The 15,987-nt window shown below is 44.1% G+C and carries 14 protein-coding genes and 1 pseudogene; 10 read left to right on the forward strand and 5 right to left on the reverse strand.

The features are described 5' to 3' along the window. Nucleotides 1-568 precede the first annotated feature (568 nt). Both H6G03_RS34090 and H6G03_RS34095 read left to right on the forward strand, forming a co-directional pair. The gene (locus H6G03_RS34090; RefSeq protein ID WP_190474814.1) at nucleotides 569-3,043 is read left to right on the forward strand and encodes an ATP-dependent Clp protease ATP-binding subunit; all 2,475 of its coding nucleotides are present in this window, start codon (nucleotides 569-571) and stop codon (nucleotides 3,041-3,043) included. Between the two features lie 132 nt (nucleotides 3,044-3,175). Further along, a complete protein-coding gene (locus H6G03_RS34095) occupies nucleotides 3,176-3,769 on the forward strand; it encodes a PDDEXK family nuclease (RefSeq protein WP_190474817.1) in 594 nt (197 codons plus the stop codon). Here the strand turns inward: H6G03_RS34095 and H6G03_RS34100 are convergent, their stop codons facing one another. From H6G03_RS34100 to H6G03_RS39930, 4 genes and pseudogenes are all read right to left on the reverse strand, one after another. Then, nucleotides 3,770-4,777, reverse strand: a complete 1,008-nt coding sequence (locus H6G03_RS34100; RefSeq protein ID WP_190474820.1) for a DNA-methyltransferase — start codon at nucleotides 4,775-4,777, stop codon at nucleotides 3,770-3,772. It lies immediately after the preceding gene. A 141-nt stretch (nucleotides 4,778-4,918) separates the two neighbouring features. Then, nucleotides 4,919-5,299, reverse strand: coding sequence for a helix-turn-helix domain-containing protein (locus tag H6G03_RS34105; protein ID WP_242060525.1), 381 nt, complete (start codon nucleotides 5,297-5,299; stop codon nucleotides 4,919-4,921). Nucleotides 5,300-5,312: 13 nt separating this feature from the next. Then, complete coding sequence (locus H6G03_RS34110) at nucleotides 5,313-5,615, reverse strand: type II toxin-antitoxin system HigB family toxin (RefSeq protein WP_190474824.1); 303 nt, start codon at nucleotides 5,613-5,615, stop codon at nucleotides 5,313-5,315. Nucleotides 5,616-5,692: 77 nt separating this feature from the next. Further along, a pseudogene (locus tag H6G03_RS39930) lies at nucleotides 5,693-5,923 on the reverse strand (type II toxin-antitoxin system HicB family antitoxin). A gap of 116 nt (nucleotides 5,924-6,039) precedes the next feature. Here H6G03_RS39930 and H6G03_RS34120 point away from each other — a divergent pair. The 5 genes from H6G03_RS34120 to H6G03_RS34140 all read left to right on the forward strand — a co-directional run bounded on the left by H6G03_RS34120 (nucleotide 6,040) and on the right by H6G03_RS34140 (nucleotide 11,985). Next, the gene (locus H6G03_RS34120) at nucleotides 6,040-6,735 is read left to right on the forward strand and encodes a glutathione S-transferase family protein (protein WP_190474826.1); all 696 of its coding nucleotides are present in this window, start codon (nucleotides 6,040-6,042) and stop codon (nucleotides 6,733-6,735) included. Between the two features lie 646 nt (nucleotides 6,736-7,381). After that, on the forward strand, nucleotides 7,382-8,734 hold the full coding sequence (locus H6G03_RS34125) for an ABC transporter substrate-binding protein (RefSeq protein WP_190474828.1): 1,353 nt from the start codon (nucleotides 7,382-7,384) through the stop codon (nucleotides 8,732-8,734). A 224-nt stretch (nucleotides 8,735-8,958) separates the two neighbouring features. Continuing rightward, complete coding sequence (locus tag H6G03_RS34130) at nucleotides 8,959-9,867, forward strand: carbohydrate ABC transporter permease (RefSeq protein WP_190474831.1); 909 nt, start codon at nucleotides 8,959-8,961, stop codon at nucleotides 9,865-9,867. Nucleotides 9,868-9,870: 3 nt separating this feature from the next. Continuing rightward, nucleotides 9,871-10,737, forward strand: coding sequence for a carbohydrate ABC transporter permease (locus H6G03_RS34135; RefSeq protein WP_190474834.1), 867 nt, complete (start codon nucleotides 9,871-9,873; stop codon nucleotides 10,735-10,737). Nucleotides 10,738-10,884: 147 nt separating this feature from the next. Next, nucleotides 10,885-11,985 carry an ABC transporter ATP-binding protein gene (locus H6G03_RS34140; protein ID WP_190474836.1) on the forward strand — a complete coding sequence of 367 codons (1,101 nt, stop codon included), beginning with the start codon at nucleotides 10,885-10,887 and terminating at the stop codon, nucleotides 11,983-11,985. Nucleotides 11,986-12,041: 56 nt separating this feature from the next. Here H6G03_RS34140 and H6G03_RS34145 read toward each other — a convergent pair whose 3' ends face one another. Further along, entirely contained in the window at nucleotides 12,042-12,791 is a 750-nt protein-coding gene (locus tag H6G03_RS34145; protein ID WP_190474838.1) for a class I SAM-dependent methyltransferase, read from the reverse strand. A 61-nt stretch (nucleotides 12,792-12,852) separates the two neighbouring features. On the opposite strand from H6G03_RS34145, the gene H6G03_RS34150 reads away from it, so the two are divergent. The 3 genes from H6G03_RS34150 to H6G03_RS34160 all read left to right on the forward strand — a co-directional run. Beyond that, a complete protein-coding gene (locus H6G03_RS34150) occupies nucleotides 12,853-13,581 on the forward strand; it encodes an SDR family oxidoreductase (RefSeq protein WP_190474839.1) in 729 nt (242 codons plus the stop codon). Between the two features lie 126 nt (nucleotides 13,582-13,707). Then, nucleotides 13,708-14,781, forward strand: coding sequence for a threonine aldolase family protein (locus tag H6G03_RS34155; protein ID WP_190474841.1), 1,074 nt, complete (start codon nucleotides 13,708-13,710; stop codon nucleotides 14,779-14,781). Nucleotides 14,782-14,797: 16 nt separating this feature from the next. Then, nucleotides 14,798-15,987 (forward strand): DUF2330 domain-containing protein (locus H6G03_RS34160; RefSeq protein WP_190474843.1); only part of this gene is annotated, 1,190 nt, incomplete at its 3' end.

Consider the following 15,987-nt stretch of genomic DNA (forward strand, 5'->3'; position numbering starts at 1 on the left):
CCGTCAATTATTACAATACATTTGTACTACTTGGGTGAGCGATCGCATTCCAGCAAGTGCCTTAACAAAAGTTAATACAGTGTCGATTACTTTTGTCCGACTACTTAATACTGTCCCTACCAACATAGCTTTTTTATTTATGCTATCATTTTAGAATAAAATTTTATTAGCATATTTTTGCCTAACTTGCTAGTTTGTCATGTTTTCTTAAAATTTTTGCCTAAGATCTATACCGAATGACATCGCATAGGTGCAAATCAGCCAGAAACGATCATCGCACGGGAAATTAAATAGGACTTAGGCAAGGAAATCGGGTTTTTCATTTTCAAATATCGAGATTCATCCACGAATCTTTCAAATTCAATCCTCAAAACCAATCCCTAACCCCTAACCCCTACCCCCTGGCCCCTCAAAAAAGGCGGCAACTACCCCTAGCTCATACGGTTCTCACGACTGCGGACTAAAACCACAGAGAGATACTCTTGTAATAGCAAAGTACACAAAAGTTCATATAGGCGTCAAACTTAGAGAAAGCGCTTATGGAACGGCTCGGTGAGGTAAACCCACTATGTTTGAATACTTTACAGACAAAGCAGTTAAAGCGGTGATGCTAGCCCAGGAAGAAGCTCGACGCCTGGGGCACAACCTCGTGGGCACCGAGCAAATCCTGCTGGGGTTGATTGGAGAAGGAAGCAGCGTTGCTGCCAAAGTGCTGTCCGACCTCGGCGTTACCCTGCCAAGCGCACGGGTAGAGGTAGAAAAGATTATCGGTCGGGGTTCTCGCTTCGTTTCAGCGCAAATTCCTTTCACCCCCAAAGTTAAGCGGGTTTTTGAGCAATCTTTTGATGAAGCTCGTCAATTAGGGCATAATTACATTGCTCCAGAACACTTGCTGCTGGGATTGATCCGCGAAGAGACGGGTGTGGCGGCAAAGGTGTTGGAAAATCTGGGCGTTGACCTGACGAATGTCCGTATGCAGCTGATGGAGAAGCTGGGAGATGTGGCAGCTGTAGCTGTTGGCGGGGGTCAGGAACGGGGATTTTCTGGCGGTGGCGGGAAGACGAAGACTTTGGATGAGTTCGCCATCAATCTCACCCAACAAGCAGCTGAAGGTAAACTCGATCCGGTGGTGGGTCGCGAGAAGGAGATAGAACGCGCTGTGCAAATTCTCGGTCGTCGCACGAAGAATAACCCGGTGTTGATTGGAGAACCGGGTGTTGGCAAAACTGCGATCGCAGAAGGTTTGGCCCAGCGCATTGCCAACAAAAGCATTCCTGACATCTTGCAAGACAAGCAAGTGTACAGTCTGGATATGGGTTTGCTGATTGCAGGTACGCGCTTCCGAGGTGAGTTTGAAGAACGCCTCAAGACAATCCTGGATGAAGTGCGTCAAGCTGGCAATATCATCCTCGTAATTGACGAAGTTCATAACCTGATTGGCACTGGCGCAATTCAAGGTAGCATGGATGCTGCTAATATGCTCAAGCCTGCTTTGGCGAGAGGCGAGTTGCAGTGCATGGGGATGACGACGTTGGATGAATACCGCAAGCACATCGAACGGGATGCTGCTTTGGAACGTCGCTTCCAACCGATTATGGTAGGCGAACCTTCTGTCGAAGAGACGATCGAGATATTATATGGTTTGCGTTCTGCTTACGAGCAACACCATAAAGTTAAAATCTCCGATGATGCTCTGGTAACGGCAGCTAAGCTTTCAGACCGCTATATTAGCGATCGATTCTTGCCGGATAAAGCAATCGACTTAATCGATGAAGCTGGTTCTCGCGTTCGTTTGAGCAATACTAATTCTTCTGCAACTAAGGAACTGAAGCAAGAATTGCGTCAGGTAACTAAAGAGAAGGAAGAAGCGGTCAAAGTTCAGGACTTTGAGAAAGCGGGAGAATGGCGCGATCGCGAATTGGAGATTGAAGGTAAACTGAAGGCGATCGCAAACAACAAACAATCCGATAACGCCATCTTACCAGTTGTCGATGAAGAAGACATCGCCCACATCGTTTCATCTTGGACTGGCGTCCCCGTCAACAAAATCGCCGCATCCGAAACCGAGTTGCTGCTGCACTTGGAAGATACCCTGCACCAGCGCCTCATCGGTCAACACGAAGCGGTGACAGCCGTTGCGCGTGCGATTCGTCGCGCCAGAGTGGGATTGAAGAATCCGAACCGTCCGATCGCCAGCTTTATTTTCTCAGGCCCTACCGGAGTTGGCAAGACCGAATTAGCAAAAGCCTTAGCTGCTTATATGTTCGGTTCCGAAGAAGCGATGATTCGCGTCGATATGTCCGAATACATGGAAGCGCACAACGTCTCCAAACTCATCGGTTCCCCTCCCGGTTTCGTCGGTTACGATGAAGGCGGTCAACTAACAGAAGCAGTGCGTCGTCGTCCCTACTCCGTGGTGCTATTCGACGAAATCGAAAAAGCTCACCCCGATGTCTTCAACGCACTATTGCAACTGTTAGACGACGGTCGCTTAACGGATGCCAAAGGTCGCACGGTGGACTTCAAGAACACCCTGATAATTATGACCTCGAACATCGGTTCTAAAGCGATCGAAAAAGGCGGCGGCGGTATCGGTTTCGAGTTATCGGAAAATATCACCGAATCAAATTACAACCGCGTTCGTTCTCTAGTGAACGACGAACTCAAGCAATATTTCCGTCCCGAATTTCTGAATCGCCTCGATGAAATTATCGTCTTCCGTCAATTGACGAAAGATGAAGTCAAAGATATTTCTGGCATCATGTTGCGCGAAGTTTCCAGTCGCTTAATCGAACAGGGAATTACCTTAAAAGCCACCGAAAAGTTCACAGAACGTTTGGTGAAAGAAGGTTACAATCCTGCTTACGGTGCGAGAGAACTGCGCCGGGTAATTATGCGACTCTTAGAAGATAGCTTAGCCGAAGCAATGCTATCCGGTCGTATCCAAAACGGAGACACCGCCATTATCGATATTGGCGATGATGGTGAAGTGCAAGTACGACAAGCTGAGCAACGAGAATTGGTGCTTCAAACAGTTGGCTAAATCTCAGAAACCGGGTTTCTTTGGGTTGCAGTCAGGAAATATCGAAAACAAACGAAAGAAACCCGGTTTCTCATCTCCACTTTGTCCCCTGGTAGCGATACCGGGGGATTTTTTATATTGAGTGAATTACCCGTGAAAATTGTTCGAGAGGTATCGCTGATTAGTAAAGGTAGCTTCGCGGAATCGCAAGAATGGACTGTTATTCAAAACGAGATTCGCACCGCTATTGAATTAATCGTTTGGCCTCCTGGCGCATCAAACTTTACAATTAATCCTACGCGACATGGGAACGGAGTTAAACCTATTAAAAATGCTTGCATGGCTGCTCTTAAGGAAAATTTCGGTTGGCAACTTGAAACGCCGATAAATTATGCTACAAGAGCGCCAGGAAGAATAGATGCTACGAAAACATTAGATAATCATTTATTTGCACTTGAATGGGAGACAGGAAATATTTCATCGAGTCATCGTGCGGTTAACAAGCTAGTTTTGGGTCTGTTACGCGGTGTAATTTTGGGTTCAGCCTTAGTGCTTCCCAGTCGGCGACTTTATCCTTATCTGACTGACAGGATTGGCAACTATGAAGAACTAGAACCTTACTTCGATATTTGGCGTGCAGTTAACCTAACAGAAGGTTTTCTGGCCATATTTGTAGTTGAGCATGATTTTACCGATCCCAACGTAGCAAGAATTACCAAAGGAACGGATGGTCGCGCTTTAATCTAATTAAAACTTAAGAGAGAGTTGCGTCCATTCCGATAATTCCGACCCTTTTAGCTCTTTTTGCTTTGATTTGACTTTTTTCTTACCCCTTGCCGATTCCCACTCTTCCACCTGTCCGTTTGCTAAGTCAGTTAGACGGCGGACTGCTGGCTGTATATCACCAATTTCTGTACCCAGCCAATATCGATGCAATTTCTCAGCCGCATAAAATGTAGTACCAGAACCTCCAAAGGGGTCAATTACAATTTGTCCTGGATTCGACGCCATAGCAATAATGCGTTCCAGCATGATAGGAGCTAATTCATTGGCTCCTCTTTTTTTATGTTGCTTATGTCGCACTGGCGGGATATCAGTCCACATTTCCTCAAGCTGAGTCCAGAAAACTTCATCGCTAATATCGTCAGCAGAAGCATTTTCCCAAACATCTTCAGGGGTATCCCAAACATCCATTAAATTAATACCTTTGGGATTTAATTTTTTGCGATGTCCGCCGTAATCTCTTATTTCACCGCCACAATGTCGGCAAAGCTGAATCGGTGTATAAACTTTATTAAAAACGGCTGGTTCTCCTTTTGTGTAGTACAGCAATCCATAGTGAGCCGGAGACATCTTCTTTCCGCGAGGAAAAGCTTTCGGCATCCTACAGGCAATCCAGTGACGAAAGACCATTCCTTGTTGATTTAGATATGCACCGTACTCAATACACCATTTTGGTAAGTTAAAAATAAATAGGCTACCACCTTCTTTTAGCACCCTAATACTTTCATTTAACCACTGTTTTGACCATGTTAGGTAATCTTCTGTTTTCATGCGATCGCTAACAGATTTGCCGTAATCCTTGCCAAGGTTAAAAGGTGGATCGGCAAATACAATATCTGCACAGGAATCAGGTAGAACACTTAAAAATTTAAGACAGTCTCCTTGGTAGAGAATGCCATACTCGCTTTGATATACTTCATGCAATCCGCGATCGGCAGCAGCCAAAGGCGATATAAGGCGAACAGGCGGCATTGAGTTATTTTTAGTTTAGTTGCACTGATTAAAATTTTAGTAATTATGTTGTTATGTGTCAATATAACGATCGCCGTCCAAAATCAGATTCAGCTAATATTTAGCAGTTTTACCCCTAGCAGAAATGCCAGAGGATTTTTTTCAATTACCTTTGCTCAAAAAAACGGCTGGTGAAATATTTAAAAACTCGCCTAGCTTTTCAAGATCGGTTACAGTTAATTCCTGCTTACCGCTCAAAACATCGGAAACATTTGACTCTGTTTGGAAAATAGGAATTAAGTCTTTCTCTTGGAGATTCCAATCTTCCATCAGAGCTTTTAGTAGATCTAAACCGGAAATACTAGGCATAGGTTCGTAAAGATCTTCGTAATCGCGGATTAAACTGCCTAAGACATTAAGATAATCTTGTTCATCTGGCGTTAGTTCAGGTCGATCGATCAGCGAATCAATTACTTTTTGGGTAGCAATATAGTCTTCCTCCGAAGCGATGGGACGTGGCGGAAAAGCTGCGAGTAGTGACATATACTCGCTAGTGCTACGAGTACCAGGGGTCGTTTTTCCAGTTGTCTGTGTCATATTCTGCATGGGTAAGGACGTGGCGAATAAAGACTTTTTTATACTTATAATCTACCAAAGCGATCAGGCGATAGTTGTTGCCACTGATGTTAAATACTGTGAATTTTCCAACTAGATCTGCTGAGGGAAAGACTTGGCGAAGGTCTGCAAAGCTTTCCCACTGAAGCTGTTTTGTCCGGTCGTACCACATTTGGAGGCTCGTTTGGGAATTAGGGTGCTTTTCCCAAAATTCTTTGAGTCTTTTGTAGGTAATAACGTGCATGATAGCCTTTTAACAAGCACATTTTAGCGATTTGTGAGCTAGATGTCAAATAGAGTTGGGGAGGGAGTGCGATCGCATCATGCAACTTTCAATGGTTTCTGAGGAAATGCCATCGGTTCTGGCAAAGCTTTTCCCTTTTCTTGAAACCATTCAATCAGAGATTCAATTACTTATTGACCGTGTTTGGCAGCTTCTTCATAAGTTTGACCGTGGGTATGAAATTGCTGCCAAGGAAATTCGGGCAAATGTACTAAATAACAATTATCTTCATCTAAACATTGAATAATCATGCTGTAGCGATGGTTCATTTTTCCTCTGCCAATGCGTTACATTATATAATATTGCAAAAATCATAAACCTCACCCCAAACTCGCCCTTTCCAAGTCACAATCAAATTACAACTACCAAGCAAGGAAAGGTACAGATGGCTGAAGTAGAAATCTACAGCGCAAGCGTTTGTCCATTCGCACATCGGACGCGGTTGACTCTGCTGGAAAAAGGGGTGGACTTCAAACTCACAGAAATTGATTTGAAAAATAAGCCGGATTGGTTTATTTCGATATCGCCTTATGGTAAAGTACCAGTTATCAAACACGGCGATAATACTGTGTGGGAATCTGCCATCATTAATGAATATCTGGATGAAGTTTTTACCGAACCGCCGTTGCTGCCAAAAGATGCGGGGGAAAGGGCTTTGGCTCGTATTTGGATTGATTTCGCTAACACGAAATTTGTTCCTGCTTTCTACAATTTACGGATAAACGAGGAACGAGAAAAGCAACAAGAATCTGCACAAACTTTACACAGTCATTTGCTATTTATGGAAAAAGAGGGGATTGCTAAATTATCCGGTAATGGCCCCTATTGGTTTGGCGAATCGCTGAGTTTGGTGGATTTATCCTTCTACCCTTGGTTTGAACGTTTTCCCATACTGGAACATTACCGTAGTTTTGCGCTGCCTTCGGAATGCGTGCGTCTTCGGCAATGGTGGGAAGCGATGAGTAACCGCGAGTCTGTGCAAGCCATTAAAAATACGCCAGACTTCTACATCGAGCAATATCTGCAATACGCGAACAATACAACCACGGGGATTACTGCCCAGGAAATGCGGCTGGCTTGAGGCTTCTTTTGGCTTTTGGGGGGGAATGGGAGGACGTAGGGGAGGGGAGCCCTAAAAAACTTTCTGTGCATTTGTGCCGCCAGCAGGGGGCAGTCTGGATGGATGACCTCTCAAAAAAAATAGCCCCGATCTTGTCGGGGCTTTCATTATAAGTTCCAGGGTAATCCACCTTAAGTTCTCATTATTTCTATATGAATTCCTCTATCTAAAGATAGAATAGGCGAAAACACGGCTGCAAGCACCGATGATGGTCGCGTGAGGCTGAGGCCCTAGTGCCGATCGGCCATCATTTCAAATTTGGGGCGGCCATTAAAAAAGCAAGCGATCGCAGCAATTCCTATGAAGTTATTTTACGTATTGATAAAAATAAATAATCAGATTACTTAAACTTATTTCTATATTGTATCTTTATTTATCCATCGAATGCGAATTTTTATAGCTATATAACAAAATGAGGATATGTAAAGAATCGAAAGTTAAATCTCACTAAGATAGAATAATCTCATCGATAGTCTTACATTGTTTGTGGTTCATACTTTGGGGTTTCCCGCAACGAACAACAAACAGCGTTACTATCCTATAGCCATTGGATTGACAGTTTTCAAAAGCAAACTCTTCATTAAAAATTTCGCTCGGTAAGCCGACAATGTTTTACGGCCATACGTTCAAAAAACTGCAAAATTTAACACCAACACCAGGATTTTGGCGTTGGATGAGAATTTTTATCGGTATTTGTTTGGGCATTCTCATGTTGGGATGGACAGCGACAGTCCAGCAACCAGTCGTCCTCACCATGTTGATGCAGGGTCAAGACATTGCTAATTGGAGGCCATTTGTCAGAGAATTTGAATCCAAAAATCCCGACATTCGTATCGACATGGTAGAAGGGCCCTTCGATACAAACTTAATCGAAGGGCTCTACACTTCGGCCTTTTTATTGGGAGAATCGCCCTACGATATCATCAACATGGATATTGTTTGGGTGCCCAAGTTTGCCGCTGCTGGATGGGTGATGGATCTCACAAATAGAATTAGCAAAGAGCAATTATCAAAATTTATTCAAGGTAATGTTGAGGGGGGACTATATCAAGGCAGATTGTATCGCATACCTCATGCTTCCGATGCAGGTGTACTTTACTATCGCAGTGATTTGTTGAAAAAAATTGGAGCTAAACCACCCGAAACATTTCAAGAAATGATCGAAATTTCCCAACGTTTAAAGAAAGAGGAAAAAATACCTTGGGGTTATCTATGGCAAGGCAAGCAATACGAAGGTGTATCGGCAATGTTTGTCGAGGTACTGGAAGGTTTTGGCGGTTTTTGGGTTAATTCGGAAACTTTGGAAGTGGGACTCGATCGACCGCAGGCAATCCAAGCAGTTGAGTTTCTTCGCAACACAATTACTAACAGTATTTCTCCCCCTGGCGTCACTACTTACGGGGAAGAAGAAACGCGCCTGCTATTTCAAAATGGCAGTGCGGTTTTCTTACGCAACTGGCCTTATGTTTGGAGATTGGTGAATCAGGAAGGATCGAAAGTCCGGGGTAAGATTGCCATCAAACCGATGATTCACGCAGCTGGTTATCGGGGTGGTTCCTGCTTGGGTGGATGGGGTTGGGGAATATCTAAAACATCAAAACATCCAGAGGAAGCATGGCGATTGATTCAGTACCTTACCAGCGAAGCAATCCAAAAAAGATTGATTCTGAATACTGGGTTAGTTCCCAGTTACAAATCTTTGTTTACAGATCCGCAAGTTGTTGCCAAATATCCTCATTATCCGCAACTGCTATCTGTTGTGCAACAACCCGCATTACGTCCGCCTTTGGCTCAGTATGCCCAAGCTTCCGATATTTTGCAACGTTATTTGAGTGCGGCTTTTACGGGACGCATGAGTGCAGAACAAGCAATGCAAGCAGCATCTGGCGAAACGCGCAATCTGCTAGGACAAATTAAAAAAATCCAAAATTCACAGCTGCAAACAGAAACAAAAAGTTAAATATTCAGTCATGATTCATCAGTCATCGTCAGATCATATCCGTTAGCATCGTTTCCATAAAAAATCGCTTTCTTATCTGCGTTAATCTGCGTTAATCTGCCTAATCTGCGGTAAAAATTTAACCCCCGACTCCCACAGATAACATGAGAGCATCACTCCTATACTACCGATGCCACCGGACATGATATCATTTGTAATTTAGCGATTACCAATTACGAATCAGCATGAAATCAGACCCTATACAGCAACGAGAACAAACAACTGGATGGATATTGGTATTACCAGCATTAATCCTATTATCGCTAGTATTTGCTTACCCGATTTTGAGGGCTTTTTGGTTGAGTTTATATACCCAAAACCTTGGCTCTCAGCTACAACGAATTTTTTCCGGTTTGAGCAATTATCAGCGGATGTTAGGTGATGGGCGCTTCTGGCAGAGTATGTGGAACACGACGGTGTTTACCGCTGGTTCTGTGCTGCTAGAATTAATTCTGGGAATTGCGATCGCACTGGTACTAAATCAAGCTTTTAAAGGACGCGGTATCGTGCGGACAATTACCCTAATGCCTTGGGCTTTGCCAACTGCTTTGATGGGCGTTGCTTGGGCGTGGATTTTTAACGATCGCTACGGCATCATCAACGATATTTTGCGACGTTTGGGCATAATTGAAACTGGGATTACCTGGTTGGGAGATCCTGTGCTGGCAATGGTGGCAGTAATTGCAGCCGATGTGTGGAAAACAACGCCTTTTATCGCGCTTTTATTGCTAGCAGGATTGCAATCAATTCCCAATGACCTCTACGAAGCTCACGCCCTGGATGGCGCTACTGCTTGGCAAAGTTTTCGGAGAATTACGCTACCTCTTTTGATGCCTCAAATTGTGATTGCTTTGTTGTTTAGATTTGCCCAAGCTTTTGCCATATTTGATTTAATTCAGGTGATGACTGGCGGTGGCCCTGCGGGGGCGACAGAAACAGTTTCTGTTTATATCTACAGTACGGTGATGCGTTACCTGGATTTTGGCTATGGGGCAGCGCTGGTTGTGGTGACGTTTTTGTTGTTATTAACTGCTGTCGCGATCGCCAGTTTCTTGTTGTCCAAAGCACGCTCTAACATTGCAGGAGTATCTTAAATTATGGCTATTGCACAAGAGCGATCGACATCTGCTTCAACTTTCAATTGGCGACAAATTATTTTGCCAGTTGCGATCTTCGCAGTTGTGGCTTTTTTCCTGGGGCCGATTATCTGGCAAGTATTAACTTCCATCAAATTGAATAGAGATATCTCTGCGGTTCCTGTTGTCTACATTCCCACACAAATCACGCTGGAACATTACCTATCTCTATTCCTGCGCCGTCCGTTTGCCCTTTACATTTTTAATAGCGCTTTTGTTTCCATTACTACGACGCTGCTGTGTTTGGCATTAGGCGCACCCGCAGCTTATGCCTTGGCGCGGATGCGATTTATGGGAAGAAAAATTATCCTCGCCAGTATCTTGATTGTGACTTTATTTCCGGCAGTGCTGCTATTTCTGGGATTGTTAGAAGTTGTGAAAGCTACCCACTTGGGTAATAACTATCTGGCACTCATAATTCCTTATACCGCGATCAATTTGCCTCTGACAATTTTGGTGATGCGGAGTTTCTTCCAACAACTGCCCAAAGATTTAGAAGATGCTGCTAGGGTAGATGGTTACAATACATTGCAAATGCTTTGGCATATTCTGCTGCCGATGACTGTTCCAGCACTGGTGACGACGGGAATCCTCACCTTTATTTCTGCTTGGAATGAGTTCATTTTTGCGCTTACTTTTATGACTCGCGAATCGATGAAAACGATTCCGGTGGCAACTGCACAGTTAAGCGGTGCTTCGGTGTTTGAAATTCCTTACGGGCCGATCGCAGCTGCTACTGTGCTGGGAACGTTACCTCTCGTTTTATTGGTTTTGTTCTTCCAGCGCAAGATTGTGCAAGGTTTAACTGCTGGTGCGGTCAAAGGATAGGGAAAAGTCAAAAGTCAAAAGTCAAAAGTCAAAAAAAAGAAGGAGCTAGCGGGTGGTTAAAAAAGTTTATTAAGCCAAACATTCAAATTCTTGATTGCCAGTGGATTTCTCCGCTGAAGTTAGCGTAAATTCATCATTCATAAAATCATGGCAAAACTCGAAATCAGAAATTTAAATAAGACTTATACTCCCAAAGTTATCCCGGTTAAAGATGTTAGTTTAACCGTAGAAGATGATGAGTTTCTCACGTTACTTGGGCCTTCCGGTTGCGGTAAATCTACTATACTGCGACTGATTGCGGGTTTGGAAGCACCTACTCGCGGTCGGATAACGATCGGCAATCGGGATGTGACAAACTTGCCACCGGGCGATCGCAACATCGCGATGGTGTTTCAAAGTTACGCGCTATATCCTCATATGACGGTGTACGACAATATCGCTTCGGGGTTGAAACTGAAGAAAACACCAACGGAAGAAATTAAAGGGCGAGTAGCAGAAGCAGCGCGATCGCTAGGTTTAGAAGAGTTAATGAACCGCAAACCCGGTCAAATGTCTGGCGGACAAAGACAGCGGGTTGCCCTCGCACGCGCCTTAGTTCGGAATCCGGATGTATTCTTATTAGATGAACCGTTGAGTAATCTGGATGCGCTATTGCGAGAAAAAGTTAGGGCGGAAATTAAACAACTATTTGCAGAACAAAGAGTCCCAGTTGTTTATGTCACTCACGACCAAACAGAAGCGATGACTCTCTCTACAAAAGTTGCTGTACTCAACAAAGGTTTGGTTCAACAACTTGACGCGCCCAGTCGCATTTATAACAATCCTGCCAATTTATTTGTCGCTGGGTTTGTTGGCAGTCCGCAAATGAATTTATTGACGCTGAATTGCCAAGGACGTTACGCGATGCTGGGTGATTTTAGAGTGCATCTCCCAGATATTCCCACTTCTCCATCTCAGATTGTGTTCGGCATTCGTCCGGAAAATGTTCGCGTTGCCGCAGCAGAATATCCACACACAATTAAGGGGCGAGTTATCTTGACAGAAAATTTGGGAATGAATTATTTAATTAGCGTGCGGGTGCGCGGATCGCAGGCAGATTCAATTATTTTGCGTGCTTTGTTACCGACAGACCAAAGTTGGAATGAGGAAGAGATTACGTTGGCACTACCTCCCCAATTTATTCACTGGTTTGATGTTCAAACGGGGGATGATATTGTGAGCAGACAAAAGCTTGCTGTTGGGGGTTAGTAAGGTTTATTGAATTTGCGATCGAGTCGCCCGGTTTGTGGTGGGCAATGCCCACTCTACAAATGACCGACTCTGAGGGAAAGTGGCCAGGAAATGAGCTTGGTTGCTTGTGAATTACCCCAGGCGTTTGTGAGCCGATCGCACATTTTTGCAATCGAATCGATACCGTGTTGACCTATAAATCGCTGGGTGGCAGACCAAGTTTGCAAATACCCGATAACTTGTGCGACATTCCACTCGATCGTCATCGCGAAAGAGGGTGGTGTTAATTCGACAAACGGAAAAGGAATAGTTTGATATTTTTGCTCTACTAACTGTCTTTCGGCAGGCCAAAAAGGTTCAACTGCTTGATAGTATTGTGCTAGGGCTTGATTTAGTTGTTCGTCGGCAGAAGGAATAGTAAAAAAACCGTAACACCAAACCGCAATTACCCCGTTCGGTTTGAGAACGCGGCGCACTTCTTGATAGAATAGATCGAAGTTAAACCAATGCAGAGCTTGAGCGACAGTAATTAAATCGATCGCACTATTAGGTATTTCGGTGCGTTCGGCGGTTGTGACCCAATAACGAATGCGATCGTGCCCAAAAGCTTCAGCAATTTGCTTTTCACTGGCATCAGTCCCATAAACCTGCTGAAAGTAGGCAGTTAGACTCAAAGCAACTTGACCGTTACCCGTACCGCAATCCCAAGCAAGTTCGCGTTCTGGTGTGATGGCAGCTAAGTACTCAAACAGCGCCTCTGGATAGCGGGGTCGATATTTGGCGTATTCGCTTGCGTGCGAAGAGAAATGATCTGAAAAGTTCATGCGCGATCGTTTAGGCTTTTATTATAAAGAATATTAAATCATTCCTAATAAGATAAAACAAATGAGTGAAATAAAAAAAGTAGCTGTTGTTACAGGTGCCAATCGCGGATTGGGTTGGGAAACTTGTCGCCAACTGGCAAAACAAGGAATCCAAGTTATTCTCACCAGTCGCGATGAAGAAAAAGGTAACGCTGCGGCTGAAAAATTGCAAGCTGAAGGATTAGAAGTCAAATTTTACCCGCTTGATGTCACCAGTGCGGACAGTATTGAGCATCTTGCCCAGTTTGTGAGAAATGAATTTGGTAAATTAGATATCTTGGTGAACAACGCCGGAATATTACCAGATCCTGTCGAATATCCAGCAGCGAGTGTGTTCAACGCTAAGATTAGTACTTTGCAGCAAACAATGGAGACGAATGTATACGGGCCATTGTTACTTTGTCAGGCATTGATTCCGCTGATGAAACAGCATAATTATGGGCGGGTAGTAAATGTATCTTCTGGCGTAGCACAAGTGTCTGGAATGGATCGAATGAGCGGCACATATCCAGCATATCGGATTTCCAAAACTGCTTTAAATGTATTAACGCGGATGCTTGCCTACGAGTTGAAAGACACGAATATTTTAGTAAATTCAGTTTGTCCTGGCTGGGTTAAAACCGATATGGGCGGCCCAAATGCGACAAGGACGATCGAGCAAGGGGCCGATACAATTGTCTGGTTGGCTACTTTGCCCGACGATGGGCCAACAAACGGATTTTTCCGCGATCGCCAACCCCTGGATTGGTAAACTTTCGCGTGCAGGGAAAGGTATTTTTTGATTAACATCCAGATAGAACAGTAAAAACCGACGAAAGCCTAAAATTATTAAATCGGGTTTGCGTCGGCATAGTAAACCGATACCTAAGTTAAATTTATGAACTTTTGTAGCGATAACGTAACGGGAGTCGCACCGGAAATTATGGCAGCAATAATTGCAGCCAATGAAGGTGCAGTTATGCCCTACGGTAACGATGAATTAACCAAGCGATTGTCAGCCAAATTTGCGGAATTATTCGAGACTGAAGTTACGGTTTTTCCAGTTGCAACCGGTTCGGCTGCCAATGCGATCGCTTTATCAGTTATCACACCACCTTTTGGTGCCATTTACTGCCATACCGAATCTCATATTAATCTTGATGAGTGCGGTGCGCCAGAATTTTATACGAACGGTGCAAAATTGATCGCGCTGACCGGTTCTCACGGCAAAATTTCTGCCGATGACTTGACAAAAGCACTCAAAAAAGCAGGCGCAGGCGTCGTTCATCACGTACAGCCAGCCGCAGTCAGTATCACCCAGTCAACCGAAGCGGGAACAGTTTATCAACCTGATGAAATTCAGCAAATTGCTGAGGTTACTCACTCACACAATCTCAGCTTACATATGGATGGTGCTAGGTTTGCCAATGCCGTAGTTAGTTTGAATTGTACACCCGCAGAAATTACCTGGCGTGCTGGTGTTGATGTGCTGTCATTTGGTGCTACTAAAAATGGCGCTATGGCAGCTGAAGCCGTGGTGTTTTTCAAGCGCGAATTAGCGGAAATGTTCGGCTATCGTCGCAAACGCGGTGGGCATTTGTTCTCGAAGATGCGATTTTTGTCGGCACAGCTTGAAGCGTACATTACAGATAATTTGTGGCTGAAAAACGCTACTCGCGCTAATGAGATGGCGGCAAGACTTGCAGCAGGACTTACCTCTTTACCGGGAGTAAAACTTTGTCATCCAGTGTCAGCAAATGAAATTTTTATTCAGCTGCCAGAAACAGTTATCCAAGGACTTTTAGCGGCAGGCTTTCTGTTCTATCTTTGGGAGGGTGAAGATGCGACAACTTTGCGTTTGGTGACGGCATTTAATACTAAGGAAGAGGATGTCAATGCTTTTATCAAAACGGCGGCGTCCTACTCTGCCGTTGATTCTAATATGGCAATAGGCGAACTTACTGGAGTTTGAAAAAAAGGAATTTGCAATGAAGCTGTTTCGTATACCGATCGCTTTAATTCTCACTTTGCTTGCCTTCATTTGCTTTGCCCCCAAAGCAGAGGCATTTTGCGGTTTTTATGTTGCCAAAGCAGATACTAAACTGTACAACCAAGCTTCGCAGGTAATTATCGCCCGCGATGCAAGTCGCACTATATTAACGATGGCGAATGATTATCAAGGCGATGTGAAAGATTTTGCCTTGGTTGTGCCCGTTCCTGTGGTTTTGCAACAAGAACAGGTGCGGGTAGGTGACCCCAAAATTATGGAAAGGTTGGATGCTTTTAGTGCGCCGAGATTGGTGGAATATTTCGATCCCAATCCTTGTGCAATTCCTCCCTTTGCGCCTAGTTCTGAAGCAGCACCAATGGGAGATATTCGGCGATTAGAATCAAATCAAAGTAGACGCGATCGCGCTTTAGGGGTCACGGTAGAATCGCGCTTCAGTGTGGGAGAATACGACATTTTAATTCTCAGCGCCAGAGAATCAAACGGATTGCAAATTTGGTTGCAACGCAACGGTTATAAAATCCCAGCCGGTGCGAGTCAATTACTGCAACCTTACATTCGCCAAAACATGAAATTCTTTGTGGCAAAAGTCAACTTAGCAGCCTTTCAAAAATCCGGTTATCAATACTTAAGACCGTTGCAAATTGCCTACGAATCTAGCAAATTTATGTTACCGATTCGTTTGGGTATGGTCAACGCCAACACTGCTCAAGATTTAATTGTTTATATCTTATCGCCAAAAGGTCAAGCTGAAATTACCAATTACCGGACTGTCAAAGTGCCATCTGACACAGAAATACCAGTCTTTGTCAAGAATCAATTTGGCGATTTCTACAAAGCGATGTTTGCCACAGCATATACTCAAGAAGGCAAAAAAGTCGCTTTTCTCGAATACGCTTGGGACATGAGTAACTGCGATCCTTGTTCCGCCGAACCACTTAATCCAGAAGAATTGCGTAAGGCGGGAGTTTTTTGGTTAAATACTAACCAAGCAAGCAATGTTTTTATCACCCGAATTCATGTGCGGTATACTCGCGATAAGTTTCCGGAAGATTTGATGTTTCAAGAAACGTCAAATCGCCAAAATTTCCAGGGCAGATATATTCTGCGTCATGCTTTTGAAGGAGAGACAAACTGTCCGGCGGGACAACAATATAAAAGAGCTTTGGC

This window comes from Aerosakkonema funiforme FACHB-1375 (genome assembly GCF_014696265.1).
Lineage (GTDB): Bacteria > Cyanobacteriota > Cyanobacteriia > Cyanobacteriales > Aerosakkonemataceae > Aerosakkonema > Aerosakkonema funiforme_A.

Bases quoted from the DNA above. Each gene is read 5' to 3' on its own strand.
- H6G03_RS34090 (WP_190474814.1), top strand. From the start codon at position 569: ATGTTTGAATACTTTACAGACAAAGCAGTTAAAGCGGTGATGCTAGCC.
- H6G03_RS34100 (WP_190474820.1), bottom strand. From the start codon at position 4,777: ATGCCGCCTGTTCGCCTTATATCGCCTTTGGCTGCTGCCGATCGCGGA.
- H6G03_RS34105 (WP_242060525.1), bottom strand. From the start codon at position 5,299: ATGTCACTACTCGCAGCTTTTCCGCCACGTCCCATCGCTTCGGAGGAA.
- H6G03_RS34110 (WP_190474824.1), bottom strand. From the start codon at position 5,615: ATGCACGTTATTACCTACAAAAGACTCAAAGAATTTTGGGAAAAGCAC.
- H6G03_RS34120 (WP_190474826.1), top strand. From the start codon at position 6,040: ATGGCTGAAGTAGAAATCTACAGCGCAAGCGTTTGTCCATTCGCACAT.
- H6G03_RS34125 (WP_190474828.1), top strand. From the start codon at position 7,382: ATGTTTTACGGCCATACGTTCAAAAAACTGCAAAATTTAACACCAACA.
- H6G03_RS34130 (WP_190474831.1), top strand. From the start codon at position 8,959: ATGAAATCAGACCCTATACAGCAACGAGAACAAACAACTGGATGGATA.
- H6G03_RS34135 (WP_190474834.1), top strand. From the start codon at position 9,871: ATGGCTATTGCACAAGAGCGATCGACATCTGCTTCAACTTTCAATTGG.
- H6G03_RS34140 (WP_190474836.1), top strand. From the start codon at position 10,885: ATGGCAAAACTCGAAATCAGAAATTTAAATAAGACTTATACTCCCAAA.
- H6G03_RS34145 (WP_190474838.1), bottom strand. From the start codon at position 12,791: ATGAACTTTTCAGATCATTTCTCTTCGCACGCAAGCGAATACGCCAAA.
- H6G03_RS34150 (WP_190474839.1), top strand. From the start codon at position 12,853: ATGAGTGAAATAAAAAAAGTAGCTGTTGTTACAGGTGCCAATCGCGGA.
- H6G03_RS34155 (WP_190474841.1), top strand. From the start codon at position 13,708: ATGAACTTTTGTAGCGATAACGTAACGGGAGTCGCACCGGAAATTATG.